At 61.6% G+C, this 26430-nt stretch carries 20 protein-coding genes and 3 pseudogenes; 17 read left to right on the plus strand and 6 right to left on the minus strand.

Annotated elements, in window-relative coordinates; genetic code table 11:
• Window positions 1-110 precede the first annotated feature (110 nt).
• From KW838_RS06035 to edd, 4 genes are all read right to left on the minus strand, one after another.
• Window positions 111-1538 carry an ATP-binding protein gene (locus tag KW838_RS06035; RefSeq protein ID WP_015096573.1) on the minus strand — a complete coding sequence of 476 codons (1428 nt, stop codon included), beginning with the start codon at window positions 1536-1538 and terminating at the stop codon, window positions 111-113.
• Window positions 1539-1569: 31 nt separating this feature from the next.
• Window positions 1570-2301, minus strand: coding sequence for a response regulator (locus tag KW838_RS06040; RefSeq protein ID WP_007974429.1), 732 nt, complete (start codon window positions 2299-2301; stop codon window positions 1570-1572).
• A 177-nt stretch (window positions 2302-2478) separates the two neighbouring features.
• A complete protein-coding gene (locus tag KW838_RS06045) occupies window positions 2479-3438 on the minus strand; it encodes a glucokinase (protein ID WP_218500688.1) in 960 nt (319 codons plus the stop codon).
• Window positions 3435-5261 (minus strand): phosphogluconate dehydratase, encoded by a 1827-nt coding sequence (gene edd / locus KW838_RS06050; protein ID WP_218500689.1) that lies wholly within the window; start codon window positions 5259-5261, stop codon window positions 3435-3437. Before edd ends, KW838_RS06045 begins: the two co-directional genes overlap by 4 nt.
• Window positions 5262-5481: 220 nt before the next feature.
• Here edd and gap point away from each other — a divergent pair, with 220 nt between their 5' ends.
• The 10 genes and pseudogenes from gap to KW838_RS06095 all read left to right on the plus strand — a co-directional run bounded on the left by gap (window position 5482) and on the right by KW838_RS06095 (window position 16580).
• Window positions 5482-6483 (plus strand): type I glyceraldehyde-3-phosphate dehydrogenase, encoded by a 1002-nt coding sequence (gene gap / locus KW838_RS06055; RefSeq protein WP_007974423.1) that lies wholly within the window; start codon window positions 5482-5484, stop codon window positions 6481-6483.
• A 150-nt stretch (window positions 6484-6633) separates the two neighbouring features.
• Window positions 6634-7098, plus strand: coding sequence for a methylglyoxal synthase (locus KW838_RS06060; RefSeq protein WP_218500690.1), 465 nt, complete (start codon window positions 6634-6636; stop codon window positions 7096-7098).
• 77 nt (window positions 7099-7175) lie between these two features.
• Window positions 7176-7703 carry an RNA polymerase sigma factor gene (locus KW838_RS06065; protein WP_102700505.1) on the plus strand — a complete coding sequence of 176 codons (528 nt, stop codon included), beginning with the start codon at window positions 7176-7178 and terminating at the stop codon, window positions 7701-7703.
• Between the two features lie 91 nt (window positions 7704-7794).
• Window positions 7795-8760, plus strand: coding sequence for a FecR domain-containing protein (locus KW838_RS06070; protein ID WP_102700504.1), 966 nt, complete (start codon window positions 7795-7797; stop codon window positions 8758-8760).
• 122 nt (window positions 8761-8882) lie between these two features.
• Complete coding sequence (locus KW838_RS06075; protein ID WP_218500691.1) at window positions 8883-11447, plus strand: TonB-dependent receptor; 2565 nt, start codon at window positions 8883-8885, stop codon at window positions 11445-11447.
• A 115-nt stretch (window positions 11448-11562) separates the two neighbouring features.
• Entirely contained in the window at window positions 11563-12171 is a 609-nt protein-coding gene (locus KW838_RS06080; protein WP_218500692.1) for a biliverdin-producing heme oxygenase, read from the plus strand.
• Between the two features lie 159 nt (window positions 12172-12330).
• On the plus strand, window positions 12331-12720 hold the full coding sequence (locus KW838_RS06085; protein WP_218500693.1) for a YbaN family protein: 390 nt from the start codon (window positions 12331-12333) through the stop codon (window positions 12718-12720).
• Between the two features lie 465 nt (window positions 12721-13185).
• Window positions 13186-14154 (plus strand): annotated as a pseudogene (locus KW838_RS29825) (chemotaxis protein); the annotation flags it as partial.
• Between the two features lie 378 nt (window positions 14155-14532).
• A pseudogene (locus KW838_RS29830) lies at window positions 14533-15060 on the plus strand (methyl-accepting chemotaxis protein); the annotation flags it as partial.
• Between the two features lie 170 nt (window positions 15061-15230).
• Window positions 15231-16580: a CoA transferase gene (locus KW838_RS06095; protein ID WP_218500695.1), complete on the plus strand. Its 1350-nt coding sequence runs from the start codon at window positions 15231-15233 to the stop codon at window positions 16578-16580.
• Window positions 16581-16692: 112 nt separating this feature from the next.
• Here KW838_RS06095 and KW838_RS06100 read toward each other — a convergent pair whose 3' ends face one another.
• Both KW838_RS06100 and arcD (KW838_RS06105) read right to left on the minus strand, forming a co-directional pair.
• Window positions 16693-17556: a DNA-3-methyladenine glycosylase gene (locus KW838_RS06100; protein WP_218500696.1), complete on the minus strand. Its 864-nt coding sequence runs from the start codon at window positions 17554-17556 to the stop codon at window positions 16693-16695.
• Window positions 17553-18980: an arginine-ornithine antiporter gene (gene arcD / locus KW838_RS06105; protein WP_218500697.1), complete on the minus strand. Its 1428-nt coding sequence runs from the start codon at window positions 18978-18980 to the stop codon at window positions 17553-17555. The genes KW838_RS06100 and arcD (KW838_RS06105) overlap by 4 nt, the downstream gene beginning before the upstream one ends.
• A gap of 443 nt (window positions 18981-19423) precedes the next feature.
• On the opposite strand from arcD (KW838_RS06105), the gene arcD (KW838_RS06110) reads away from it, so the two are divergent.
• The 7 genes and pseudogenes from arcD (KW838_RS06110) to KW838_RS06135 all read left to right on the plus strand — a co-directional run bounded on the left by arcD (KW838_RS06110) (window position 19424) and on the right by KW838_RS06135 (window position 26389).
• A complete protein-coding gene (gene arcD / locus KW838_RS06110; RefSeq protein ID WP_102698363.1) occupies window positions 19424-20851 on the plus strand; it encodes an arginine-ornithine antiporter in 1428 nt (475 codons plus the stop codon).
• Window positions 20852-20884: 33 nt separating this feature from the next.
• Entirely contained in the window at window positions 20885-22141 is a 1257-nt protein-coding gene (gene arcA / locus KW838_RS06115) for an arginine deiminase (RefSeq protein WP_015096588.1), read from the plus strand.
• A 68-nt stretch (window positions 22142-22209) separates the two neighbouring features.
• Window positions 22210-23220 (plus strand): ornithine carbamoyltransferase, encoded by a 1011-nt coding sequence (locus KW838_RS06120; protein WP_007974406.1) that lies wholly within the window; start codon window positions 22210-22212, stop codon window positions 23218-23220.
• A 154-nt stretch (window positions 23221-23374) separates the two neighbouring features.
• Window positions 23375-24304: a carbamate kinase gene (arcC, locus tag KW838_RS06125; protein WP_218500698.1), complete on the plus strand. Its 930-nt coding sequence runs from the start codon at window positions 23375-23377 to the stop codon at window positions 24302-24304.
• A 12-nt stretch (window positions 24305-24316) separates the two neighbouring features.
• A complete protein-coding gene (locus KW838_RS06130; RefSeq protein WP_102698365.1) occupies window positions 24317-24679 on the plus strand; it encodes a DUF5064 family protein in 363 nt (120 codons plus the stop codon).
• Between the two features lie 12 nt (window positions 24680-24691).
• Window positions 24692-24781, plus strand: a pseudogene (locus KW838_RS29835) (metal ABC transporter ATP-binding protein); the annotation flags it as partial.
• Window positions 24782-24880: 99 nt separating this feature from the next.
• A complete protein-coding gene (locus tag KW838_RS06135) occupies window positions 24881-26389 on the plus strand; it encodes a sigma-54-dependent transcriptional regulator (protein WP_007977290.1) in 1509 nt (502 codons plus the stop codon).
• The last annotated feature ends 41 nt before the right edge of the window (window positions 26390-26430 follow it).

Raw genomic sequence — 26430 nt, forward strand, 5'->3', positions numbered from 1 at the left:
CTAACGCCTTCGCGAGCAAGCCCGCTCCCACAGTTGATCGCATTCCATCTGGATGAACTCGGTCAAATGTGGGAGCGGGCTTGCTCGCGAAGAACGATAACGCGGTCTGACTAGTCGACACTGCGCGGTAACTGCAGGGTCACCCGCAACCCGCCCTCACGCAGGTTCTGCAAGCTGACCTCTCCACCATGGCTATGGGCAATGTTGCGGGCAATCCCCAGTCCCAACCCGTACCCCTGCTGCTGCCCGGCCAGACGGAAATGCGGTTCGAACACCTGCTCCAGCCGCTGCTCCGGCACGCCGGGCCCTTCATCATCGACATGCAGGATGAACGCGCGGTCATCGTCATCGATGTGCAGGTGCGCGTTCTGCCCGTACTTCAACGCATTGTCGATCAGGTTGCCGATGCAGCGCTTGAGCGCCAGCGGTTTGCCCGGATACGCCGCCAGCGCCCGCCCCTGCTGGGTCACGCGACCATTGCCGTTGGGGGCCAGGTACGGTTCCACCAGACAGTCGAGCACATGGTTGAGGTCCACCGGCTCGATGTTCTCGTGGATGTCGGTGTCCTTCACACATTGCAGCGCGCCCTTGACCAGCAATTCGAGCTCGTCCAGATCGCGCCCGAACTTGGCTTGCAGCGTTTCGTCTTCGAGCAATTCAACGCGCAGGCGCAAACGGGTGATCGGCGTGCGCAGGTCGTGGGAAATCGCACTGAACAACTGGCTGCGCTCGGTCAGGTAACGGCTGATGCGCTCGCGCATGGTGTTGAAGGCGCGCCCGACCTCGACCACTTCGCTGCCACCGCCCTCGGCCACCGGTTCCACGTCGGCCCCCAGCGACAGATCGCGCGCGGCCCGCGCCAGGCGCTTGAGCGGACGACTCTGCCAGTGCACCAGCAGGCCGATGAACAACAGCAGAAAGCCGCTGGTCAGGACGATGAACCACACCTGCTGCGCCGGCAGGCCCTGCTCTTCAAGACTGGTGTAGGGCTCGGGCAGCAGCGAGGCGATGTACAGCCATTCGCCCGGTGCCATCTGGATCTGCGTGACCAGCACCGGCGGGTTCACCGGTTCCAGGGTCAACGCGTAGTGCGCCCAGGAGCGTGGCAACTCATCGAGTTTCAGGCCGCCATTGAAGATGCGCAGGTCTTCCGGGCTGACGAAGGTCACCGAGATGTCCGTGTCCTGACCGAGGGACTGGCGCAGCACCTCGTCCACCGCCTTGAGCACCGCCTCTTTGCGCGGGGTGATGGGCAGCACTTCCATGCCCAGGGGTTTGTCGTTGAGCGTGACCACGAACCGGGTGCCGCCCATGCTGCGCAACTGATCGAGCACCAGGGGCCGAAACGCCACCGGCAACGAACGGAAATAACTGACACTGGCCGTCATCGAATGGGCCAGGCTGCGGGCGCTGGTGACCAGGCCCTCGAGCTGCGTGGCGCGCAGTTGCGACACCCAGATCACGCTCGACAACGCCTGGGCGAACAACACCGCCAGCAGGGTCAACAGCAACATCCGCCCGAGCAGCGAACGCGGCATCGGCACCCTGGCGGCGAGCTTGCGCAACATCTCAGTGGCCATTGCCGGCAACCACATTGGCCGCCAGTTGGTAGCCGCTGCCACGTACGGTGCGGATCAACCGTGGCGGTTTTTCCGTGTCGCGCAGGCGCTGGCGCAACCGGCTGACGGCCATGTCGACGATGCGATCCAGCGGCATCAGTTCACGGCCACGGGTCGCGTTGCCGATGGTGTCGCGGTCGAGGATTTCCTGCGGGTGGTCGAGGAACAGTTTCAGCAGTGCGAAGTCGGCACCCGAGAGAATCACCTCTTCGCCATCGATGTGAAACAGCCGATGGCTGACCATGTCCAGGCGCCAGTCATCGAAGGCCAGCACCTCACCGCCGTTACGCTCCTGACCGAACTGCGCGCGGCGCAGCAACGCCTTGATCCGCGCCTGCAATTCCCGTGGGCTGAACGGCTTGCCGAGGTAATCGTCGGCACCCAGCTCCAGGCCGATGACACGGTCGGCTTCGTCGGAACTGGCGGTGAGCATGATGATCGGCACCTGCGCCTGGCGTGGGTGCTGGCGAATCCAGCGACACAGGCTGAAGCCGTCTTCGTCGGGCAGCATCACGTCAAGGATCACCAGGTCGGCCGGCGCCTCGTTCAGCGCCTGGCGAAAACCGGCGCCATCGGCAGTGGCACGCACCTGGAACCCGGCGCGAGTCAGGTAGGTGTCCAGCAACTCGCGTATCTCTTGATCGTCATCGACCAACAAAATCGACTTGTTGACTGAGCTCACAGGAAGGCGTCCTTGATATTGGAATTGGGCGGATTATGCCTTAAGCACCGAAACTGCAAACACCACAGAAACAATGTGGGAGCGGGCTTGCTCGCGAAAGCGGTTTTACATTCAACACATTCGTTGACTGACACACCGCATTCGCGAGCAAGCCCGCTCCCACATTTTGATCGCATTTCAGGCTGGGAGAGATTGCTCCAAGGCCACACCCGCACCCATCAATCCCGAATACGGCGCCGTCACCAGCCACACCGGAATCCCCTTGAAGTAATCGCTCATGCAACCCTTGTCGGCGAAGCAGCGGGCGAAACCGCTTTCGAGGAAGAAATCGGCAAACCGTGGAATCACTCCGCCAACGATGTACACGCCACCGCGTCCACCGCTGGTCAGCACGTTGTTGCCCGCCACGCGACCGAGCCAGCAGCAGAACTGCTCAAGCACTTCCACGGCAATCGGGTCGCCCGCCAGCCCGGCGGCGGTGATGGCTTCCGGGGTGTCGAGCACCGGCGTGTGCCCGTCCACCGCACAGATCGCCCGGTAGACGCGCGGCAAGCCGCCGCCGCTCAACGCCGTTTCAGCACTGACATGGCCGATCTCGTTGAAGATGTGCTGCCACAGTTGGGTTTCACGCGGGCTGCTCAGGGGCAGGTCGACGTGGCCGCCCTCCCCTGGCAACGCAGCAAACCGGCCCTCGCCCAGATCGAGCAAGGTGCCGACACCCAGGCCGGTGCCCGGACCGATCACCACGGCCGGGCGCAACGGCTCCGGCATGCCTTCGCAGACCACGCGGAATTCGCCGGGCTGCAAACGGGTCATGCCCAGGGCCATGGCCGAGAAGTCGTTGACCAGCAACAGTTGATCCACCTGCAAGGTCTGGCAGAAACCCTTGCGACTCAGACGCCAGTGATTGTTGGTGAACTTGAACTCATCGCCACTGACGGGACCGGCCACCGACAGGCACACCGAGCCGATCGAACCCGGCGCCAGTCCCAGACCGCCGAGGTAGAGGCTGATCGCTTCTTCCGGGCTGGGGAAGTCCGCCGTTGCCAGCACCTGGACCGATTCCAGCTGCTGGTTTTTCCACAACGCGAAACGTGCGTTGGTCCCACCGATGTCACCGACCAAAGCCAGTTTCAATTAAGCGTCTCCAGGGCAGAAGTAAAGGCGCTGGCGCCCTGCTCCGCCGAGCTGAAGGCCATGCGCATGAAACCAAACAGTTCGCGACCGGTGCCGATGTTGTTACCCAACAGGCCCTTGGCCGGCGTGCGCGCTGCGAATTCTTCGGCGTCCACCTTAAGCTCCAGGGTGCCTTTGACGCCATCGACGCGGATGATATCGCCCTCTTGCACCCGCGCCAAAGCGCCGCCGACATAAGCTTCGGGGCTGACGTGAATGGCCGCCGGGATTTTCCCCGACGCACCGGACATGCGTCCGTCAGTCACCAGCGCTACCTTGAAGCCGCGGTCCTGCAACACGCCGAGGAACGGCGTCATCTTGTGCAGTTCGGGCATGCCGTTGGAGCGCGGTCCCTGGAAACGCATCACCGCGACAAAATCCTTCTCCAGCAAACCGGCCTTGAACGCATCGGCCAGGTCCTGCTGATCCTGGAACACCATGGCCGGCGCTTCGACGATCTGGTTTTCCACGGCGACGGCGGAGACTTTCATCACCCCGCGACCGAGGTTGCCTTCCATCACCCGCAGGCCACCTTCGGCCGAGAACGCACGGGCGACCGGACGCAGGATGCTTTCATCGAGGCTGTCGGTCACGCCTTCGCGCCACACCAGCTCGCCGTTGTAGAGGAACGGCTCCTGGGTATAGCGGCTCAGGCCGTGGCCCATCACGGTGTTGACGTTTTCGTGGAGCAGCCCGGCTTCCAGCAGTTCGCGGATCAGGAACGACATGCCGCCCGCGGCCTGGAAGTGGTTGATGTCGGCCTTGCCGTTCGGGTAGACGTGGCTCAGGGTCGGCACGACTTCAGAGAGGTCGGCCATGTCCTGCCAGGTCAGTTGAATGCCCGCCGCCATGGCGATGGCCGGCATGTGCAGGGTGTGGTTGGTCGAGCCACCGGTGGCGTGCAGTGCGACAATCGAGTTGACCAGCGAACGCTCGTCGACGATTTCGCCGATCGGCATGAAGTCGCCGTTCTGCTTGGTCAGGCGCGTGACCTGGTGCGCCGCCTCGCGGGTCAGGGCATCACGCAGCGGCGTGTTCGGGTTGACGAAGGACGCGCCTGGCAGGTGCAGGCCCATGACTTCCATCAGCAGCTGGTTGGTGTTGGCGGTGCCGTAGAAGGTGCAGGTGCCAGGGCTGTGGTAGGACTTCATCTCCGATTCCAGCAGCTCTTCGCGGGTCGCCTTGCCTTCGGCGTATTTCTGCCGCACGTCGGCTTTCTGCTTGTTGGAAATGCCCGAGACCATCGGCCCGCCCGGCACGAAGATCATCGGCAGATGGCCGAAGCGCAGCGCGCCCATCATCAGGCCCGGCACGATCTTGTCGCAGATGCCGAGCAACAGCGCGCCGTCGAACATGTTGTGGGACAGCGCCACGGCGGTGGACAGCGCGATCACTTCGCGGCTCGGCAGGCTCAGCTCCATGCCCGGCTCGCCCTGGGTCACGCCATCGCACATGGCCGGTGTGCCACCGGCGAACTGGCCGACGGAGCCGATTTCGCGCAGGGCCTTTTTGATCAGCTCGGGGAAGACTTCGTACGGCTGGTGCGCCGAGAGCATGTCGTTATATGACGAAACAATCGCGATGTTCGCGGCGTTCATCATCCGCAGGCTGTGCTTGTCGTCGCTGCCGCAACCGGCCACGCCATGGGCGAAGTTGGCGCATTGCAGCTTGCCGCGCATCGGACCGTCGCTGGCCGCACCGCGAATCAATGCAAGGTAAGCCTCACGCGTGGCGCGACTGCGGGCGATAAGCCGTTCGGTGACCTCAAGGACGCGGGGATGCATGTGTAGAACTCCAGGCTAACGGATGTGGCGACCTGATTGTCTATGCTGATCAAAGGCCGGTGTCGATGGGATGACAGACGGTTTTCTTGATCGGTTGGACCAGTTGATTCAGGTCACTCGTTGTAGATTGAACAAAATATTGCCATCAAAAAGGCTTGTTTTCTATTTTTTTGCGAATAATCTTGTAATTCCAACAACAAAACGACGGTAGCGCCGCACTATGACTCTTCGAATTGCAATCAATGGTTTTGGCCGCATCGGCCGTAATGTCCTGCGCGCACTCTATACCCAGGGCTACCGTCAGGATCTGCAGATCGTCGCCATCAACGACCTGGGCGACAGCGCGATCAATGCTCATCTACTCAAGTACGACACCGTTCACGGCACGTTCGATGCCGATGTCCAGCATGACCAGGAGAGCCTGACGGTCAACGGCGACCGCATTTCGGTCAGCGCCATTCGCAACCCGGCCGACCTGCCCTGGGCCGCGGAAAAGATTGATGTGGTGTTCGAATGCACCGGCCTGTTCACCGACCGGGCCAAAGCCGCCGCGCATATTACGGCCGGCGCGCGCAAAGTGATCATCTCGGCCCCGGCCAAAGGCGCCGATGCCACCGTGGTTTACGGGGTGAACCACGACATTCTGCGCCAGTCGCACCAGATCATTTCCAACGCATCGTGCACCACCAACTGCCTGGCGCCGGTGGCCCAGGTGCTGCACCGCGAGCTGGGCATCGAAAGTGGCTTGATGACCACCATTCACGCCTATACCAACGACCAGCACCTGACCGACGTCTATCACGTCGATCCGTACCGCGCCCGTTCGGCCACCCAGAACATGATCCCGAGCAAGACCGGTGCTGCTGAAGCGGTGGGCCTGGTGCTGCCGGAACTGGCGGGCAAATTGACTGGCATGTCGGTGCGCGTACCGGTCATCAATGTGTCGCTGGTGGACCTGACCGTGCAGCTCAAGCGCGAAGCGTCGGCCGATGAGGTCAATGCGCTGATGAAAGAGGCCAGCCAGCACTCGAAGATCCTTGGGTACAACACCCTGCCGCTGGTCTCCAGCGACTTCAACCACAACCCACTGTCGTCGATCTTCGACGCCAACCACACCAAGTCCAGCGGCAAGCTGCTCAAGGTGTTGGCCTGGTACGACAACGAGTGGGGCTTCTCCAACCGCATGCTCGATAACTGCCTGGCGCTGTGCAACGCAGAATAAGCAGCACGCCCCCCCCTTCTTTGTAGGAGCGAGCTTCTCGCGATGGTCGTTAACGATAACGCGGGGGACCTGATGCCCCGCGGTGTTCTACAGTCCATCGCGAGCAGGCTCGCTCCTACAAGTTGCGTGTCATGTCTGGAGCAACAATCGATGATCGGCATCAGTTTTACGCAAAAGACCCTGGCGGCGCGCAAGCGTATCGCCCTGGTTGCCCATGACCACTGCAAGGTGTTCTTGCTCGACTGGGCCGAACGACAGAAAGACAAGCTGGTCCAGCATGATCTGGTTGCTACCGGCACCACGGGGTTGTTGTTGCAACAACGCCTCGACCTGCCCGTGGAGAGCATGATCAGTGGTCCACTGGGTGGCGACCAGCAACTCGGTGCGCAAATCGCCGAGCAGCGGGTCGACATGCTGGTGTTCTTCTGGGACCCGTTCGAGCCACAACCCCACGACCCGGATATCAAGGCATTGCTGCGGGTCGCGGCCGTGTGGAACATCCCGGTGGCGTGCAACGAATGCAGCGCCGACTACCTGCTCAGCAGCCCGTTGATGGATCAGGCGCATCCCCATCGGATTCCCGATTACGCGAGCTATTTGCAGGGTCGCGGGTAAAACTTCACAAATCAGTGCTTGACCACTCGAGTAGATGATAAGCATTATCATTTGCTCGAAATGGATCAGGTTCTCCCGTGAGTCAGTCACGCTTCAACCACGTTTTCCTCGCCCAGCGCACCTCCCTGCTGCGCACGCTGGAGCGGATGGTCAACAATCACAGCACCGCTGAAGACCTCTTGCAGGAAACTTACCTGCGGGTGACCCGTGCATTGAGCGAACGGGCCATCGATCATCTTGAGCCCTTTGTCTTCCAGACGGCGCGCAACCTGGCGCTGGATCATTTGCGCGCACGGCGCATCCATTCGCGCACCATGGTCGACGACGTACCGCAGGAGGTGGTGCACAGCGTCGCCGCCCCCACCAGCAGCGCCGAAGATGCCGCCCACGCCGAACAATTGCTGGAGCGCCTGAACGTGAGCCTCAGTGAACTCAGCGCCCGCCAACAGCGGATTTTCATCCTCAGCCGCCTGCACGGGCATAGCTACCAGGAGATCGCCGACGAACTTAACGTGTCCCTCAGTACCGTGCAGAAAGAGCTCAAATTGATCATGTCGATCTGCATCGGGGTTGCAGAACGGCATGACGGCAGCGGCAAGCTATAAGCTGCAAGTCAATCCAGAAACCAACTTTAGCTTGCGGCTTGCGGCTTGCAGCTTAAAACTGCTTCTCAAAAGCCCCTGCCGAGGAAACACCGTGACGGACAACCACCGCCCCCCTGAGCCTTCACCGGCGCAGGATCCCGCAAGTGCGATGGACCAGGCCCTGGACTGGCTGATCGTGCTCGGCAGTCCCGACGAGGAGCAGACCCGCCAATTCCAGGCGTGGCTTGACGCCGATCCGTTGAATGCCCAGGCGTTCGCCAAGGCCCAGGCAATCTGGGACGGCCCGCACGTGGCGCAATGCGCGCAAAGCCTGGCTGCCCGTCCCGCGAAAGTCACGGTCCTCGCCCGCCTGCGTCCGCACTGGAAACCGCTGGCCACTGCCGCCGTGCTGCTGCTCGGTCTGTTCAATTTCAGCAATTTGCCGATGCGCCTGCAGGCCGATCACCTGACCGTGGTCGGCGAGCGCCAGCGCCTGCAACTGGAGGACGGCTCCAAAGTCCTGCTCAATACCAATTCGGCGTTCTCAAGCACCATCAACGACCAGCAACGCGTTGCCCGCCTGTATCAGGGGGAAGCGTTTTTCGAAGTGCAGGCCAGTCGTAACCAGCCACTGGAAATCGACGCCGGCCCGGTCACGGCCAGCGTTCGCGATACCGCATTTGCGGTGCGTTACCTCGACGGCGTGGCACAGGTGCGGGTGCAGCGCGGGGATGTCGACTTGCGCGCCACCCGTGACGATGCGCGGGTGCGTTTGTCCGCCGGGGAAAGCATTCGCATCGGCCCCAACGGCTTCGACCGCCCGGCCAAGCTGGATGCCGCCACCGACCTGGCGTGGGTCCAGGGGCGACTGGTGTTTGAAAACTGCCCGTTGAACCAGGTGCTGGCGGAACTTCGCCGCTACTACCCGGGCTGGATCATCAACAACAACGAACAGTTGGCCGATGTCGCCGTGACCGGCAACTACCGCCTCGATCAGCCACTGGATGTGGTTCGCTCCCTGGCCCACATCACCTCGGCACGGCTCCAGGAATTCCCGGCGCTGGTCATCTTGAACTGAATGAGAATTATTTTTACTCGATAGCCAAACCCTGTACGTCTCGTTATAGCCAATGCAATTGATTCGCATCTCACTATGCCTATCAGCACCTATAAAGATTCGTGCGACACGGAGCGCTATCGATGTCCTCTCGCCTCACCCGCCCAGCCACCTCACCTTCCCGCATGCTGTCACTGCTGACCGCTGCCATCCTGATGGCCGGTGCCGCACCGCTCATGGCCGCCACCGCCACCGAGCCGTCGACTCGCAAAATGGGCGACTACGCCTTCGCCATTCCCCAACAGTCTCTGGTATCGGCACTCAATGCCTTTACCGCTGTGACCGGCTGGCAGGTCGGCGTGTCGTCGGAGCTGGCGCAAGGTGTGGCTTCGCCGGGCGTCCGTGGTTCGCTGTCGCCGGAGAAAGCCCTGGATCGCCTGTTGGTGGGGACCAACCTGAGTTATCGCAAACTGGGCAATAACAGCATCGTGCTGGAAAAGCGCAGCGGCAGCAGTGCCCTCAATCTGGATCAGGTCACCATCAGCGCCACCCGTAACGAGCAGGATGTGAACAGCGTACCGAGCACGGTCTCTGTCTACACGCGCGAAGATCTGGACCGCAACAACGTCAACACTATCAAGGAACTGGTGCGCTACGAACCCGGCGTTTCGGTAGGCGGCGCAGGCCAGCGCGCCGGCATCACCGGCTACAACATTCGCGGCATCGATGGCGACCGCGTGCTGACCCAGGTCGACGGGGTGCAGGTGCCCGACGGTTTCTTCAACGGCCCGTATGCCCAGACCAACCGCAATTATGTCGACCCGGAAATCGTCAAGCGCGTGGAAATCCTCCGGGGCCCGGCGTCGGTGCTGTATGGCAGCAACGCCATTGGCGGTGCGGTCAGCTACTACACGCTGGACCCGGACGACATCATCAAACCGGGCAAGGATGTCGGTGCACGCCTGAAAACCGGCTACAGCTCCGCCGATGAAAGCTGGCTGACGTCCGGCACCGTCGCCGGCCGCAGCGGCGAGTTCGATGGCCTGTTGCACTTCAGTCAACGCAACGGGCATGAAACAGAGTCCTATGGCGACACCGGCGGCACTGGCCTGAACCGTACTGAAGCCAACCCCCAGGACGCTCGCACCACCAGCGTGCTGGCAAAACTGGGCTGGGATTACGCCGACGACGCGCGCCTGGGCCTGACCTACGAGCACTACAAGGACGACCGCGACACCAATCAATTGAGCGCGGTGGGCGGCCCGTTCAATGCCGGACGCGGTTTCGGCTTCTACAAGTCCCGCACCGGCAACGACACGATCACCCGCGAACGCTTTGGCCTGGAACACAGCTTCGGCCTGGACAGTGCACTGGCTGACAACATCAAGTGGACCCTGAACTACCAGATCGCCAAGACCGACCAGACCACCGAAGAAATCTACGCGCCGTCGCGGACCGTGCTGCGCAACCGCGATACCACTTACAAGGATCGCCAATGGGTATTCGATGCCCAGGTCGACAAGTCGTTTGCCATCGCCGACACCGAACACTTCGTCACCTATGGCACCACCATCAAGCAGGACAAAATCACCGGCCTGCGTACCGGTACCGGCACTTGCCTGACCGTGGCTGGCGCCTGCCGGGTCATCGGCGCCCCCAGCGCCACCGACACGCTGACACCGGCCAGTGATTTCCCGGACCCGACCATCAACAGCTACGCCCTGTTCGCCCAGGATCAGATCAGTTGGGGCAACTGGACCTTCCTGCCCGGTGCACGCTACGACTACACCCAACTCAAGCCGCACATCACCGAAGCGTTCCTGGCCACCGCCGACCAGAGCGGCAACGGCACGGTGAGCGACGAGACCAAGACCTGGCATCGCCTGTCGCCGAAGTTTGGCACCACCTATAGCTTCAACGATAACTACACCTGGTACGGCCAGTACGCCGAAGGGTTCCGTACCCCGACCGCCAAGGCGTTGTATGGCCGTTTCGAAAACCTAGCCGGTGGCTATCAGGTCGCGCCTAATCCGGACCTCGAACCGGAAAAGAGCAAAAGCTACGAGACCGGTTTACGCGGCAACTTCGAGCAGGGCTCGTTTGACATCGCCGTGTTCTACAACAAATACCGCGACTTCATCGACGAGAACGCCATCACGCCCGGCTACACCGAGACCACGTTCCAGAGCAACAACATCAAGCACGCCACCATCAAGGGTGCCGAGGTCAAGGGACGCCTGAACCTCGACGCCTTCGGCGCGCCGCAAGGCCTGTACACCCAGGGCTCGGTGGCCTATGCCTACGGTCGCAACGACGACAGCGGCGAGCCGCTCAACAGCGTCAACCCGCTGACCGGTGTGTTCGGCCTCGGTTACGAGCAGGACACCTACGGCGGTGTGCTCAACTGGACACTGGTGAAGAAGAAGGACCGCGTCGACAGCAGCACCTTCAAGACCCCGGACGGCACCAGCACCCAGTTCAAGACCCCGGGCTTCGGCATTCTGGACCTGAGCGCGTTCTACAAGGTGACCGACGAGGTGACCGTCAGCGGCGGCGTCTACAACCTGACCGACAAGAAGTACTGGCTGTGGGATGACGTGCGCGGTTACGACAGTGTCGGCGAAGCCTCGGTGACCCAACCGGCCAACCTCGACCGCCTGACCCAGCCGGGTCGCAACTTCGCGGTCAACCTGATCTGGGATATCTGATCCGCTCATCTCGCCGGGCGCTTTAAACAAGCCGCCCGGCGAGGATTTTTTTACTGTCAGGCGCCCTCCTGTTCGTCTCGTTACCAAGCGCCTCTTCTTTTTCCAAGGAATTGCCATGACTACCCAGGCCACCGAACAACGCCCCAACTTGCGTTCGCAGCGTTTGAACCAGATCACCCACGAGCCGCACAGCAAGCTTGATGCCCTGGTCAAGGCCCACTCCCCCTTTGAAACCCAGGCCAGTTTCGCCCGTTTCGTGGTGGCGCAGTACCTGTTCCAGTCGGAACTGGTGTCGCTGTACAACGATGCAGAACTGACCGCCATCGTCCCGGACCTGCCGGCCCGCTGCCGCGCCGATGCGGCCAAAGCCGATCTGGCGGACCTGGACACCGATGTACCGGCACCTGTCGCCGGCGCCCTGAAGAACCCGACCAAGGCCGAGGCCCTGGGCTGGCTCTTCGTCTCCGAAGGCTCGAAGCTCGGTGCAGCATTCCTGATCAAGCGTGCCGTGGGCCTCGGCCTGAGCGAAACCTTCGGTGCCCGTCACCTCGGCGAACCGGCCGGCGGCCGCGCGGAAGGCTGGAAGCGCTTCGTCAAAACCCTGGACGGCCTTGAGTTCAGCGCCCAGGAAGAAGCCGAAGTAGAAAAAGGCGCCCTCGACGCGTTCAACCGCTTCACGGTGTTGCTGGAGCAGGCTTACGCCACCGCCCCAGAAGTCGCCTGACACACGACTGTCCCTGTGGGAGCGAGCCTGCTCGCGAAAGCGGTCTGACATTCAACATTTATGTCGACTGATACTCCGCTATCGCGAGCAGGCTCGCTCCCACATTGGACGAAGCAAGTCTGCAAGATTTCGATTCGCCTCACATGTTGCCTTGAGCCCATGCCCACCTCTTCAAAACTCTCCCGCCTCCTCTTCGGCCTGCTGGCCTATGTCAGCCTGGGCATCGGCCTGATCGCGATCGTCATTCCCGGTCTGCCGACCACCGAGTTCATCCTGCTGGCCGCCTGGGCTGCGACCCGCAGTTCGCCGCGCCTGAGTGCCTGGCTGGAAAACCACCGGCTGTTCGGCCCCATCCTCCAAAACTGGCGCAACGGCAAGGTCATCGCCCGCCGGGCCAAGGTCAGTGCCACCGTCAGCATGCTGGTATGCGCCGGTCTCATGTTGGTGATGCTCGATCACGGCTGGCCGATCTACCTGGCAATTGCCGGGATGGGGCTGGGCAACCTGTGGATCTGGTCACGGCCGGAATCGCTGCCGCAACCCGCCTGAATCCACCCCGCACTTTTTCCTCTTTTTACCCCCATTTTCGGCACATTTTTCTGCGCAAACGTTCAACCACTACCGTTCGTCGGCAGCCCATTCATGTAACCTGGCCTTCACGCCGATGTGCATTGATCGGCGCTAAATGGATTTAGCGAGTGAGCCGCAACGGCTCACAGCCAACACTTCATCCATTCGCGAGTTCGCCCTATGTTCGACTCACTGTCCATCCGCCTGAAAATCGTCCTGCTGTCCGGTCTGTGCCTGCTGGGGGTAGTCGCCCTGATAGTGGGCATGAATATCTACCAGACCAATCAGAACGATGATCTGGTCAGCGATTCCAGCAGCAGAATGCTCACTACCAGTGTGCAGGATCTGCTGCAGGCCAAGGCCGCCGAGCAGGCGGTGCGGGTGCAGAAGACCTTCGGTGAAACCCTGACGGTGGTGACCGCCCTGGCGGACCAGATCCAGGACATGCGCAACCTGGCCGCCAAGCGCTCGCTCGAGCCCGGCGTCTTGCGAGAAGAGTTGAACCAGAGCCTGAAAACCGCCTTCGAACGCAACGCCAAGGTGCTGGGCATCTGGCTGGCCTTCGAACCCAACGGCCTGGACGGCAAGGACAGCGAGTTCGTCAACGACGCCGCCCGTCAATCCAACGAGATCGGGCGTTTCGCTACGTACTGGAGCCGCGCCGGGGGTGATGCCCTCAACACGATCATGGTCGAAGAGGACATGACCAAGACCACCCTGAACCTCAGCGGCAATCCGTACAACGTCTGGTACACCTGCCCTCGGGACAGCAAGCGCATCTGCCTGCTCGACCCCTATGCCGATACGGTCGGCAACAAGGAAATGTTGATGACCACCATTTCCGTCCCGCTGCTGGTGGAGGGCAAGTCCATCGGCGTGGTCGGTATCGACATCGCCCTCGACGCCCTGCAAGCGGCGGCGGTCGACTCCCAGCGCGACCTGTTCAACAGTGCCGGGCACATGCTCATCGTTTCCGGCACTGGTGTGCTGGCCGCCTACAGTGTCGATGCCGGCAAGGTCGGCAAGAGCATCGGCGACACCCTGGGTGCCGACGGCAAGGACATCCTGCAACTGCTTGGCAGCGGCGCACCGAAGATTCTCCAGCAAGGCGACCTGATCCGCGCGGTGTACCCGGTCAGCCCGATTGCCGATGCCAAGGCCTGGGCCGTGGTGATCGACTTGCCCAAACAAGTGCTGCTGGCCGACTCGGTGAAGCTGCAAGCGGTACTCGACGATGCCCAGCAAAGCGGCACGATCAAGGCCTTGTCGGTGGCGGTGATTGCCGGTGTGATCGGCCTGCTGCTGATGTGGCTCACGGCGTCCGGCGTGACCCGACCGATCAACAGCGTGGCGCAAATGCTCAAGGCGATTGCCAGTGGCGACGGTGACCTGACCCAGCGCCTGCACTACAGCAAGCAGGACGAACTGGGCGAACTGGTGAGCTGGTTCAACCGCTTCCTCGACAAGCTGCAACCGACCATCGCGCAGATCAAGCAAAGCATCACCGATGCCCGTGGCACGGCCGATCAGTCGTCCGAGATTGCCCGGCAGACCAGTGAAGGCATGCAGGTGCAGTTCCGCGAAATCGACCAGGTCGCCACCGCGTCCAACGAAATGAGCGCCACGGCCCACGATGTCGCCAACAGCGCCTCGAACGCGGCCAACGCCGCCAAGGGTGCCGACCAGTCGGCCCGCGACGGCATGTCGATCATCGAACGCAGCACCCGCGACATCAATCAACTGGCCGACGAAGTCAGCAAGGCCGTGACCGAAGTCGAAGCCCTGGCGGTGAACAGCGAACAGATCGGCTCGGTACTGGAAGTGATCCGCAGCATCGCCGAGCAAACCAACCTGCTGGCCCTCAACGCGGCGATTGAAGCGGCCCGCGCCGGCGAAAGCGGTCGCGGCTTTGCGGTGGTCGCCGATGAAGTGCGCAACCTGGCCAAACGCACCCAGGATTCGGTGGAGGAAATTCGCCTGGTGATCGAACGCATCCAGTCCGGTACCCGCGGTGTGGTCGCCACCATGCACTCGAGCCAGACCCAGGCCCACAGCAACGCCGGGCAGATCCAGCAGGCGGTCCAGGCCCTGAGCAAAATCAGCGACGCGGTCACCGTGATCAGCGACATGAACCTGCAAATCGCCAGCGCCGCCGAGCAGCAAAGCGCCGTTGCCGAAGAGGTCAACCGCAATGTCTCGGCGATCCGCACCGTCACCGAAACCCTGACCGGCCAGGCCACCGAGTCGGCGCAGATCAGCAGCCAGCTCAACACCCTGACCACCCACCAGATGAAGTTGATGGATCAGTTCCGCGTGTAAGCAGCACCACCGGAAACTGTGGGAGCGGGCTTGCTCGCGAAAGCGTTGTGTCTGACAACAATGATGTCGACTGACACTCCGTCTTCGCGAGCAAGCCCGCTCCCACAGGTTTCACCTGGCTTGTCACCTGATTTGATCTAAGATCTCGCTCTCGTTCCGGAGGGCCTTCGATGACTGGTTTACTCACGTCCATTCAAGCCGCGCTCGGCTTGCCCAACACCCCGATCTCGTTCACCGCCACGGGCGCCCTGCCCTCTGCATTTGCCGTCACCGAACTGGCTTGCGCGAGCATCGCCGCCGCCGGCCAGGCCGCCAGCGAACTGCTGCACCAACAGACCGGACGCCGGCCCGACCTTGAAGTGGACCGACGCCTGGCGTCTTTCTGGTTCGCGACCTCGATTCGCCCCATAGGCTGGAGCGTTCCACCGCTGTGGGACCCGGTGGCCGGCGACTACGCCACCCGCGACGGCTGGATTCGCCTGCACACCAACGCGCCCCATCACCGCGCCGCTGCCGAACGCGTGCTCGGTGCCTGTGCCGACCGCGCAGCGATGGCCGGCAAAGTGGCGCAATGGGCGAAAAGCGAGCTGGAACAGGCGGTGGTCGATGCCGGTGGCTGTGCCGCCGAAATGCGCACCTGGGACAAATGGAAGACCCATCCTCAAGGCCAGGCGGTCAATGCCGAACCCTTGGTTCTGTTCGCCAACCACCCAAGCCAGAGCCGCAAACCCTGGACAGGTTCAGTGGCCCGCCCCCTGGCCGGCATCAAGGTGCTGGACTTGACCCGGGTACTGGCAGGCCCCATCGCCAGCCGCTTTCTGGCAGGCCTGGGCGCCGATGTCCTGCGCATCGATCCGCCGACCTGGAACGAGCCGGGGGTGGTGCCGGAAGTCACGTTGGGAAAACGTTGCGCGCGTCTTGATCTGAGCGACAAGTCCGACCGCGACGTATTCGAATCCCTGCTCAAGGACGCCGACATTCTGCTCCACGGCTATCGTGCCGATGCGCTGGAGCGACTTGGCTTGGGCACGAATCAACGCCGGCAACTGAGCCCCGGCCTGATTGATGTTTGCCTCAACGCCTATGGCTGGAGTGGCCCCTGGCAAAATCGCCGGGGCTTCGACAGCCTGGTACAGATGAGCAGTGGCATTGCCGAAGCCGGCATGCGCTGGAGGTCGGCGGCCAAGCCGACGCCATTGCCGGTGCAGGCACTCGATCACGCCACCGGGTATTTGATGGCGGCCAGTGCGATCAGGTTGTTGGCGGGACGGTTGAGCGACGGCACAGGTGGCTCGGCGCGATTGTCGTTGGCGCGCACGGCGAAGTTGTTGATCGAGCAGGGGGCCGACCCGGATGAGTCGTTGCGCGGCGAAGATCAACAGGATCTGGGGACGCTGGTGGAGCAAACGTCCTGGGGGCCGGCGCATCGGTTGCAGGTGCCGCTGAAGATCATCGGGACGCCACTACAGTGGACATTGCCCGCGACTGAACTGGGTTCACATCCCGCGCAGTGGTGGTGACCGTCAGATCGCCTTCGCGAGCAAGCCCGCTCCCACAGGTGACCGCGATCAAATGTGGGAGCGGGCTTGCTCGCGAAGGCGTCAGGACTATCGATACAAATTCCGGATCAACTCAGTCCACCCGACTCAATGAAGTCCACAGCACCTGCGCCGCATACCCTCGATAAGGCCGCCACCCTTCAGCCCGCGCCAACAGCTGCTTCGCCGTCACCGGCCCACCCTCCAGTGCCGCCAACGCATTGACCAGCCCTACATCGCCATTGGGAAATCCATCCATCTCCCGCAACTGGCGCAACGCAATGTATTGCGCCGTCCAGTCACCAATCCCGTGCAACGCCAGCAACCGCGCTACGCCCCCCTCCCGACCGGGCTCGAACAATCGCGGATCATCGAGCAATGCCTGAGCCACACCCGACAAGGTCCGCCCCCGGCTTTTCGGCATGCCCAACGCAGCCAGATCGGCCTGCACCAACACCTGCGCCGTGGGGAACACATGACTCAAACCCGCTAACGGCTTACCCAGTGGCACGCCATATTGCGCCACCAGTTTCCCCGCCAGGCGAATCGCCGCGACCACCGTAATCTGCTGCCCCAGCACCGCGCGGATCGCCAGTTCCAGCCCGTCCCACGCCCCCGGAACACGCAGCCCGGGACGCTCGGCAATCAACCGGGCCATCAGCGGATCACCCGCTAAATGCCGATGGATGGTGGCGAGGTCGGTATCGAGATCGAACATCCGCCGCACGCTTGCGACGATGTCAGGCACGGCGCTCGGGTCGGGAAAATCCAGCGTCAGCTCAAGGGCGTCAGACTTGGCAGGCCGGATAGAAAAGCTGCCGTGCATCCCCTTCAGATCGATGCTGCGCGAGTAGACGCCGTCAGCCACCGTTTCCAGTCCCGCAATCGCCCGTGCCGACAAAAATCCCAGCATCGCCGGCCAGTCATAGGGTGGCTGATACGCCAGCAGCAGCTTCACAGACTCAGCAACCCGCTATACAACCCATAAGCCGCCAGCCCGGCGCCGCCGATGACCGCAGTGAAAACGCCTTTCTCGAGCGTCGTGAACAATGGCATGCCTTGTTCATGGCGGGCCTTGGCAAACAGGATCACACCCGGCGCATACAACAACGCCGACAGCAGCAAATACTTCAAGCCGCCGGCGTACAGCAACCACACCGCGTAACTCAAGGCGATGACGCCAACCAGCAAATCCTTGCTCCGCTCGGCGCTTGCCTGCTGGTAGGTTTCCCCGCGCACGCACAACAACACCGCATAGGCCGCCGACCACAGGTACGGCACCAGAATCATCGATGACGCCAGGTAAATCAGACTGGTGTAGGTGCCGGCGGAAAACAGCGTGATCAGCAGGAACAGCTGGATCATCGAGTTGGTCAGCCACATTGCATTGACCGGCACACGGTTGGCGTTTTCCCTGGTCAGGAATGCCGGCATGGTCTTGTCTTTCGCCGTGGCGAACAGGATTTCGGCGCACAGCAGCGCCCAGGACAGCAACGCCCCCAACAGCGAGATCGCCAGGCCGACGCTGATCAGCACTGCCCCCCAGTGGCCGACGATATGCTCAAGCACCGCCGCCAACGAGGGGTTCTGCAGTTTCGCCAGTTCCGGCTGGGTCATGATCCCCAGCGACAACACGTTCACCAGCACCAACAGTGCCAATACCCCAATGAACCCGATCACCGTCGCCCGGCCCACGTCGGAACGTTTCTCCGCCCGGGCCGAATAGACACTGGCCCCCTCGATACCGATGAACACGAACACGGTGACCAGCATCATGTGCCGAACCTGATTCATCACACTGCCGAATTCCGGGTTGTTACGCCCCCAGATATCGAGGGTAAAGATGTCCGCCTTGAACGCCACGGCGGCAATCACGATGAACATGATCAACGGCACGATCTTGGCCACGGTGGTCACCTGGTTGATGAACGCCGCCTCCTTGATCCCGCGCATCACCACAAAATGCACGGTCCAGAGCAGCACCGAAGCGCAGGCGATGGCGATTGGCGTGTTGCCTTCGCCAAAGACCGGAACGAAATAACCCAGGGTGCTGAACAGCAGTACGAAGTAGCCGACGTTGCCCAGCCAGGCGCTGATCCAGTACCCCCAGGCGGACGAGAAGCCCATGTAGTCACCGAACCCGGCCTTGGCATAGGCATACACCCCGGACTCCAGCTCAGGCTTGCGATTGGCCAGGGTCTGGAACACGAACGCCAGGGTCAGCATGCCAACGGCGGTGATCGCCCAACCGATCAGGATCGCCCCGGCATCGGCCCTGGCGGCCATGTTTTGCGGCAGGGAAAAGATCCCGCCACCGATCATCGAACCCACCACCAGGGCGATCAATGCGCTCAGGCGAAGCTTGCTCGGTGATTGCGACATCGTTGCATCTCCATTTTTTCGGGGGGCGACAACTGCCGCGAGATCGTCACATATCGGGCGTCAACTAAACTGTTGAAGCGTAATAACGTTTATTGGATAACGCCAACCTATGTCTTTTTACTTGCACAAAACGGCTATTAGAGGCGCCGATATAATCATTAGTTGTATACGTTTTTCCAATACATCCATTTCGTACAAAAAACCCGTGAGGAAGATTGGCGAATTCTGAAAAACCAACTAGCGTCATAATTCGAAACAAAGTACAAAAGTACTGAAATTATTCACAGAAAGGCTCTAGATCAAGCATTACAAGCAGCCGCCTTGCAAGTGATAGCACTCCGCCACGAAACTGGGAACGCTTTCATTTAGTGATCCAAGTCAGCTGATTGGATAGCCAACGGAATTAGTCTGTTGCCTCTCTTCTCCTGCATTGGAGTCATGCAATGTCTGAAGCTCCCGGAAAACTCAAACTCGGCGCACTGGTTGCATTAGTCGTCGGTTCGATGATTGGTGGCGGGATCTTTTCCTTGCCGCAAAACATGGCCGCCAGTGCCGATGTCGGTGCCATTCTGATCGGTTGGGCAATCACCGCCGTCGGCATGCTCACCCTGGCATTCGTGTTCCAGACCCTGGCCAATCGCAAACCCGACCTGGACGGCGGGGTCTACGCCTACGCCAAGGCCGGTTTCGGCGACTACATGGGCTTCTCGTCCGCCTGGGGGTACTGGATCAGTGCCTGGCTGGGCAACGTCGGTTACTTCGTCCTGTTGTTCAGCACACTCGGCTACTTCTTTCCGATATTCGGGGAGGGGAATACCCCTGCCGCCGTGATCGGTGCCTCGGTGCTGCTCTGGGCCGTGCATTTCCTCGTACTGCGAGGCATCAAGGAAGCGGCGTTCATCAACCTGGTGACCACTGTCGCCAAGATCGTGCCGCTGGTGCTGTTCATGTTGATCGCGTTGTTCGCCTTCAAACTGGACATCTTCACCGCCGACATCTGGGGCCTCAAGAACCCGGACCTGGGCAGCGTGATGGACCAGGTGCGCAAGATGATGCTGGTCACCGTGTGGGTGTTCATCGGCATCGAAGGCGCGAGCATCTTTTCGGCCCGGGCGGAAAAACGCAGCGACGTGGGTAAAGCCACCGTGATCGGCTTTGTCACCGTGCTGTTGTTTTTGGTCCTGGTGAACGTGCTGTCGCTGGGGATCATGACCCAGCCGGAACTGGCCAAATTGCAGAACCCGTCGATGGCGGCGGTGCTGGAGCATGTGGTCGGCCACTGGGGCGCAGTGCTGATCAGCGTCGGCCTGATCATCTCGCTGTTGGGGGCTTTGCTGTCGTGGGTGCTGCTGTGTGCGGAGATCATGTTCGCCGCTGCCAAGGACCACACCATGCCAGCGTTCCTGCGCAAGGAAAACGCCAACCATGTACCGGTCAATGCCCTGTGGCTGACCAACGCCATGGTGCAGATCTTCCTGATCATCACCTTGTTCTCGGCCAGTACCTACCTGTCGCTGATCTACCTCGCCACCTCGATGATCCTGGTGCCGTACCTGTGGTCGGCGGCCTATGCCTTGCTTTTGGCCGTGCGGGGCGAAACCTACGAGGGCGCATCAGGCGGTCGGCAGAAAGATCTCATCATCGGCGCCGTGGCCCTGGTCTATGCGGTCTGGCTGCTCTACGCCGGCGGCATCAAATACCTGCTGCTGTCCGCCCTGCTCTACGCCCCCGGCGTGATCCTGTTCGCCAAGGCCAAGCTGGAAATCAACAAACCGGTTTTCACCAACGTCGAGAAGCTGATTTTCGCTGCGGTGGTCGTCGGCGCCGTGGTGGCGGCCTACGGTCTCTACGACGGCTTCCTGACCCTGTAATGCACTTGTTTTGTCATCTGGAGGATCACTGTAATGACCACGGAAAAAGTTAAGTACGGCGTCCATTCCGAAGCCGGCAAACTGCGCAAAGTCATGGTTTGCTCCCCAGGACTTGCCCATCAGCGGCTGACCCCGAACAACTGCGATGAACTGCTGTTCGACGATGTGCTGTGGGTGGCCCAGGCCAAGCGCGACCACTTCGACTTCGTCACCAAGATGCGCGAACGTAACGTCGATGTGCTGGAAATGCACAACCTGCTGACGGACATCGTCGCCATTCCCGAAGCCCTGGACTGGATTCTGGAACGCAAGATCACCGCCAACTCGGTGGGCCTGGGCCTGATCAACGAAACCGCGTCGTGGCTGCGCAGCCTGGAGCCACGTCACATCGCCGAGTTCCTGATCGGCGGCGTATCGGGCGACGACTTGCCCACCAGTTTCGGCGGCAAGGCCATCGAGATGTTCCGCGACTTCCTCGGCCACTCCAGCTTCATCCTGCCGCCGCTGCCCAACACCCAGTTCACCCGCGATACCACCTGCTGGATCTATGGTGGCGTCACCCTCAACCCGATGTACTGGCCGGCGCGCCGTCAGGAGACCCTGCTGACCACCGCCATCTACAAGTTCCACCCCGAGTTCACCAACGCCGACTTCCAGATCTGGTACGGCGACCCGGACAAGGACCACGGCAACGCCACCCTTGAGGGCGGTGATGTGATGCCGATCGGTAACGGCGTGGTGTTGATCGGCATGGGCGAACGCTCCTCGCGCCAGGCCATTGCCCAACTGGCGGTGAACCTGTTCAAGAACAAGGCCGTCGAGAAAGTGATTGTCGCCGGCCTGCCGAAATCCCGTGCGGCGATGCACCTGGACACCGTGTTCAGCTTCTGCGATCGCGACCTCGTCACCATTTTCCCGGAAGTGGTGAACCAGATTGTTGCCTTCACCCTGCGTCCCGATGAAAGCAAGGCAGGCGGCATCGACATCCGACGCGAAGAAACCAACTTCCTCGACACCGTGGCCCAGGCCCTCAACCTCAAAGCGTTGCGCGTGGTGGAAACCGGCGGCAACAGCTTCGCCGCCGAACGCGAGCAATGGGACGACGGTAACAACGTGGTGGCCGTGGAGCCGGGCGTGGTCATCGGCTACGACCGCAATACCTACACCAATACCCTGCTGCGCAAGGCCGGGGTGGAGGTCATCACCATCAGCGCCGGCGAACTCGGCCGGGGACGGGGCGGCGGCCATTGCATGACCTGCCCGATCATCCGCGATCCGATCGACTACTAACCTATTACCTTGGCCCGCACTTACCGAGTTCGGGCCAAGGGGATAACCGACACCTTAGGAGATCCAAAATGGCGTTCAACATCCATAACCGCAATCTGCTGAGCCTGGAACACCACACCCCTCGCGAATTGCGCTACCTGCTCGACCTGTCCCGCGACCTCAAGCGTGCCAAGTACACCGGCACCGAACAGCAGCATCTCAAGGGCAACAACATCGCGCTGATCTTCGAAAAAACCTCGACCCGCACCCGCTGCGCGTTCGAAGTTGCAGCCTATGACCAGGGCGCCAACGTCACCTACATCGACCCGAACTCCTCGCAGATCGGCCACAAGGAAAGCATGAAGGACACCGCCCGCGTGCTTGGGCGCATGTACGACGCCATCGAGTACCGTGGCTTCAAGCAGGAAATCGTCGAGGAGCTGGCCAAGTTCGCCGGCGTACCGGTGTTCAACGGCCTGACCGACGAGTATCACCCGACACAAATGATCGCCGACGTGCTGACCATGCGTGAACACGCCGACAAACCGATCCACGAAATCAGCTACGCCTACCTCGGCGACGCACGCAACAACATGGGTAACTCGCTGTTGCTGATCGGCGCCAAGCTCGGCATGGACGTGCGCATCTGCGCGCCAAAAGCCCTGTGGCCGGCGGACGACCTGGTCGCCCGCTGCAAACAGTACGGTGAAGAAAGCGGCGCACGCATCACCCTCACCGAAGACCCGAAAGCGGCGGTCAAGGGCGTCGACTTCATCCACACCGATGTCTGGGTGTCGATGGGCGAACCGGTTGAAGCCTGGGCCGAACGCATCCAGCAGCTGCTGCCGTATCAGGTCAACGCCGAATTGATGAAAGCCACCGGCAACCCGCGCACCAAGTTCATGCACTGCCTGCCGGCGTTCCACAACTGTGATACCAAGGTCGGCAAGCAGATTGCCGAGCAGTACCCGCACCTGAGCAACGGCATCGAAGTGACCGATGACGTGTTCGAGTCGCCGGCCTGCATCGCCTTCGAGCAAGCGGAAAACCGCATGCACACCATCAAGGCGATTCTGGTGTCGACGCTGGCTGATCTCTAAAGACCGGATCCCGGTCAATGTGGGAGCGAGCCTGCTCGCGATTGCGGTCTGACATTCCAAGTTGATGTTGACTGACACACCGCTTTCGCGAGCAGGCTCGCTCCCACAATGGATCGAGTCATCCACTTCTCCCCTGTTTAGAAGGACTGACACCATGCGTATCGTCGTTGCTCTGGGCGGTAATGCCCTGCTCCGCCGCGGCGAACCGATGACCGCTGACAACCAGCGCGCCAACATCCGGATCGCCACCGAACAGATCGCCAAGATCCATCCCGGCAACCAACTGGTCATCGCCCACGGCAATGGCCCCCAGGTCGGCCTGCTGTCATTGCAGGCAGCGGCCTACACCTCCGTTTCGCCCTACCCGCTGGACGTGCTCGGTGCCGAGACCGAAGGCATGATCGGCTACATCATCGAACAGGAACTGGGCAATCTGCTGGACTTCGAAGTGCCCTTCGCGACCCTGCTGACCCAGGTCGAAGTCGATGCCAATGACCCGGCCTTCAAGAACCCGACCAAGCCCATCGGCCCGGTCTACAGCAAGGCCGAGGCGGAACAACTCGCCGCCGAGAAAGGCTGGGCCATTGCCCCGGACGGCGACAAATACCGTCGCGTGGTCGCCAGCCCGAAACCCAAGCGCATCTTCGAAATCCGTCCGATCAAATGGCTGCTGGAAAAAAGCAGCATCGTGATCTGCGCCGGCGGCGGTGGCATTCCGACCATGTATACCTCCCCCGGCAAACTCGAGGGCGTCGAAGCAGTCATCGACAAGGACCTGTGCTCGGCGCTGCTGGCCGAACAGCTTGAAGCCGATCTGCTGGTGATCGCCACCGACGTCAACGCCGCTTTCATCGACTTTGGCAAATCCACGCAGAAAGCCATCGCCCAGGCGCACCCCGACGAGATGGAAAAACTCGGCTTCGCCGCCGGCTCCATGGGACCGAAGGTGCAGGCGGCCTGCGAATTCGCGCGCCATACTGGAAAAGTGGCGGTGATTGGCTCGCTCGCGGACATCGAAGCGATCGTCCAGGGCAAGGCCGGCACGCGCATCAGCACGGCGACCGCCGGCATTACTTACTTGTAGAGAGAGGCGTTTATGGCAACGTTTGATCCAGGTCACTTGCACATCGAGCGCCATGCGCTGAACAAGGATGATGTGAGCTACAACATCCACCTAGACTATGAAGTCAGCAAGAACCCCAAAGGGGAAAAAGGCATTCAGTTCACCATGCATGGCAGCATTCAGGGCAAGGACCTGAAGGAGCCCTTTTTCCTGCCCAAGGAGGAAGCCTACAACTTCGCCAGCAATGTGACGAAAATCGCCGAGAAATATGGCATTCCCAAAGAAAAAATCGCCATTGGTTCGTCACACGAGCATTACGACCTGATGTTCGAAGACATCCGCACGCAACTGAATATGAAATCCGGCGACCCGATAGATCTCGAGAAATTCGAGTAGCCCACATTCCCTGTGGGAGCGGGCTTGCTCGCGAAAGCGGAGTGTCAGACACCATCGTTGGCAACTGATACACCGCTTTCGCGAGCAAGCCCGCTCCCACAAAGGGATTATCGCCCTATGGAAATCCGCGCAGGATTTCACCATTAGCCCGCCCCAAGGCATACTTGCCACCCTCCGCACTGCAGACCCCGAAACCGCCCCATGCGTATCCACGTCAGCTTCATCGACCGCGTCGGTATCACCCAGGAAGTCCTGGCCCTGCTTGGCGGGCGCAATCTGAACCTGGATGCGGTGGAAATGGTCCCGCCCAATGTTTACATCGACGCCCCGACCCTGAGCCCGCAAGTCCTTGAGGAACTGCGCGATGCCCTGTTCAGCGTGCGTGGCGTGCAAGCGGTGACGGTGGTCGACATCCTGCCCGGCCAGCGTCGGCACTTGCAGCTCGATGCGTTGCTGGCCGCCATGACCGACCCGGTGCTGGCACTGGACAGCGACGGCAAGGTGCTGCTGGCCAACCCGGCGTTGATCGCCCTGTACGGCCGCGAACCGAATGGTGAAAGTGTGGCCGAGCTGTTTGCCGATCCGGCCTTGCTCGACGCCCTGCTCGAACACGGCTTTCGCCTGCCCCTGCGGGAAATCATCGTCAATGGCCAGACCTTCCTGCTCGACGCCACACCGATCACTGACGCCGGCGCCCTGCTGACCCTGTACCAGCCGAACCGCATCGGCGAACGCCTGTCCGCACTGCACCATGACCACGCCGAAGGTTTCGATGCACTGCTCGGCGAGTCCCCGGTGATCCGCACCCTCAAGGCTCGCGCCCAGCGGGTGGCGGCCCTCGATGCACCGCTGCTGATCCAGGGCGAAACCGGCACCGGCAAGGAACTGGTGGCCCGTGCCTGTCACGCCATCAGCGCCCGGCACAGTTCACCCTTTCTGGCGTTGAACTGCGCGGCATTACCGGAGAACCTCGCCGAAAGTGAACTGTTCGGCTACGCCCCCGGCGCTTTTACCGGCGCGCAACGCGGTGGCAAGCCAGGGCTGATGGAGCTGGCCAACCAGGGCACGGTGTTTCTCGATGAAATCGGCGAGATGTCGCCGTATTTGCAGGCCAAGCTGCTGCGTTTCCTCAACGACGGCAGTTTTCGCCGGGTCGGCGGTGACCGTGAGGTCAAGGTCAACGTGCGGATCCTCAGCGCCACCCACCGCGACCTGGAAAAAATGGTCAGCGAAGGCCTGTTCCGCGAAGACCTGTTCTATCGCCTCAACGTCCTGAATGTTGAAGTGCCGCCGTTGCGCGAGCGCGGCCAGGACATCCTGCTGCTGGCCCGCTACTTCATGCAGCAGGCCTGTGCGCAGATCCAGCGCCCGATCTGTCGCCTGGCGCCAGGCACTTACCCGGCGCTGCTGGGCAACCGCTGGCCGGGCAACGTGCGGCAATTGCAGAACGTGATCTTCCGCGCCGCGGCGATTTGCGAAAGCAGCCTGGTGGACATTGGCGACCTCGACATCGCCGGCACCTCGGTGGCCCGCCAGGGCGACCATGACGTCGACAGCCTGGAACAGGCCATGGACGAATTCGAGAAGACCCTGCTGGAAAAACTCTACGTCAGCTATCCCTCGACCCGGCAACTGGCGACCCGCCTGCAAACCTCCCACACCGCGATTGCCCATCGGTTGCGCAAGTACGGCATTCCAGGCAAGGCCTGAGGCCTGACACAGGACAACTGTGGGAGCGAGCTTGCTCGCGA

Origin of the sequence: Pseudomonas sp. PDM27, from assembly GCF_019219205.1 — a bacterium.
GTDB classification, from domain to species: domain Bacteria; phylum Pseudomonadota; class Gammaproteobacteria; order Pseudomonadales; family Pseudomonadaceae; genus Aquipseudomonas; species Aquipseudomonas laurylsulfatiphila.

Bases quoted from the DNA above. Each gene is read 5' to 3' on its own strand.
- KW838_RS06130 (WP_102698365.1), top strand. From the start codon at position 24,317: ATGGCAACGTTTGATCCAGGTCACTTGCACATCGAGCGCCATGCGCTG.
- arcC (WP_218500698.1), top strand. From the start codon at position 23,375: ATGCGTATCGTCGTTGCTCTGGGCGGTAATGCCCTGCTCCGCCGCGGC.
- KW838_RS06080 (WP_218500692.1), top strand. From the start codon at position 11,563: ATGACTACCCAGGCCACCGAACAACGCCCCAACTTGCGTTCGCAGCGT.
- KW838_RS06085 (WP_218500693.1), top strand. From the start codon at position 12,331: ATGCCCACCTCTTCAAAACTCTCCCGCCTCCTCTTCGGCCTGCTGGCC.
- KW838_RS06060 (WP_218500690.1), top strand. From the start codon at position 6,634: ATGATCGGCATCAGTTTTACGCAAAAGACCCTGGCGGCGCGCAAGCGT.
- arcA (WP_015096588.1), top strand. From the start codon at position 20,885: ATGACCACGGAAAAAGTTAAGTACGGCGTCCATTCCGAAGCCGGCAAA.
- edd (WP_218500689.1), bottom strand. From the start codon at position 5,261: ATGCATCCCCGCGTCCTTGAGGTCACCGAACGGCTTATCGCCCGCAGT.
- KW838_RS06075 (WP_218500691.1), top strand. From the start codon at position 8,883: ATGTCCTCTCGCCTCACCCGCCCAGCCACCTCACCTTCCCGCATGCTG.
- KW838_RS06035 (WP_015096573.1), bottom strand. From the start codon at position 1,538: ATGCCGCGTTCGCTGCTCGGGCGGATGTTGCTGTTGACCCTGCTGGCG.
- KW838_RS06135 (WP_007977290.1), top strand. From the start codon at position 24,881: ATGCGTATCCACGTCAGCTTCATCGACCGCGTCGGTATCACCCAGGAA.
- arcD (WP_102698363.1), top strand. From the start codon at position 19,424: ATGTCTGAAGCTCCCGGAAAACTCAAACTCGGCGCACTGGTTGCATTA.
- gap (WP_007974423.1), top strand. From the start codon at position 5,482: ATGACTCTTCGAATTGCAATCAATGGTTTTGGCCGCATCGGCCGTAAT.
- KW838_RS06120 (WP_007974406.1), top strand. From the start codon at position 22,210: ATGGCGTTCAACATCCATAACCGCAATCTGCTGAGCCTGGAACACCAC.
- KW838_RS06095 (WP_218500695.1), top strand. From the start codon at position 15,231: ATGACTGGTTTACTCACGTCCATTCAAGCCGCGCTCGGCTTGCCCAAC.
- arcD (WP_218500697.1), bottom strand. From the start codon at position 18,980: ATGTCGCAATCACCGAGCAAGCTTCGCCTGAGCGCATTGATCGCCCTG.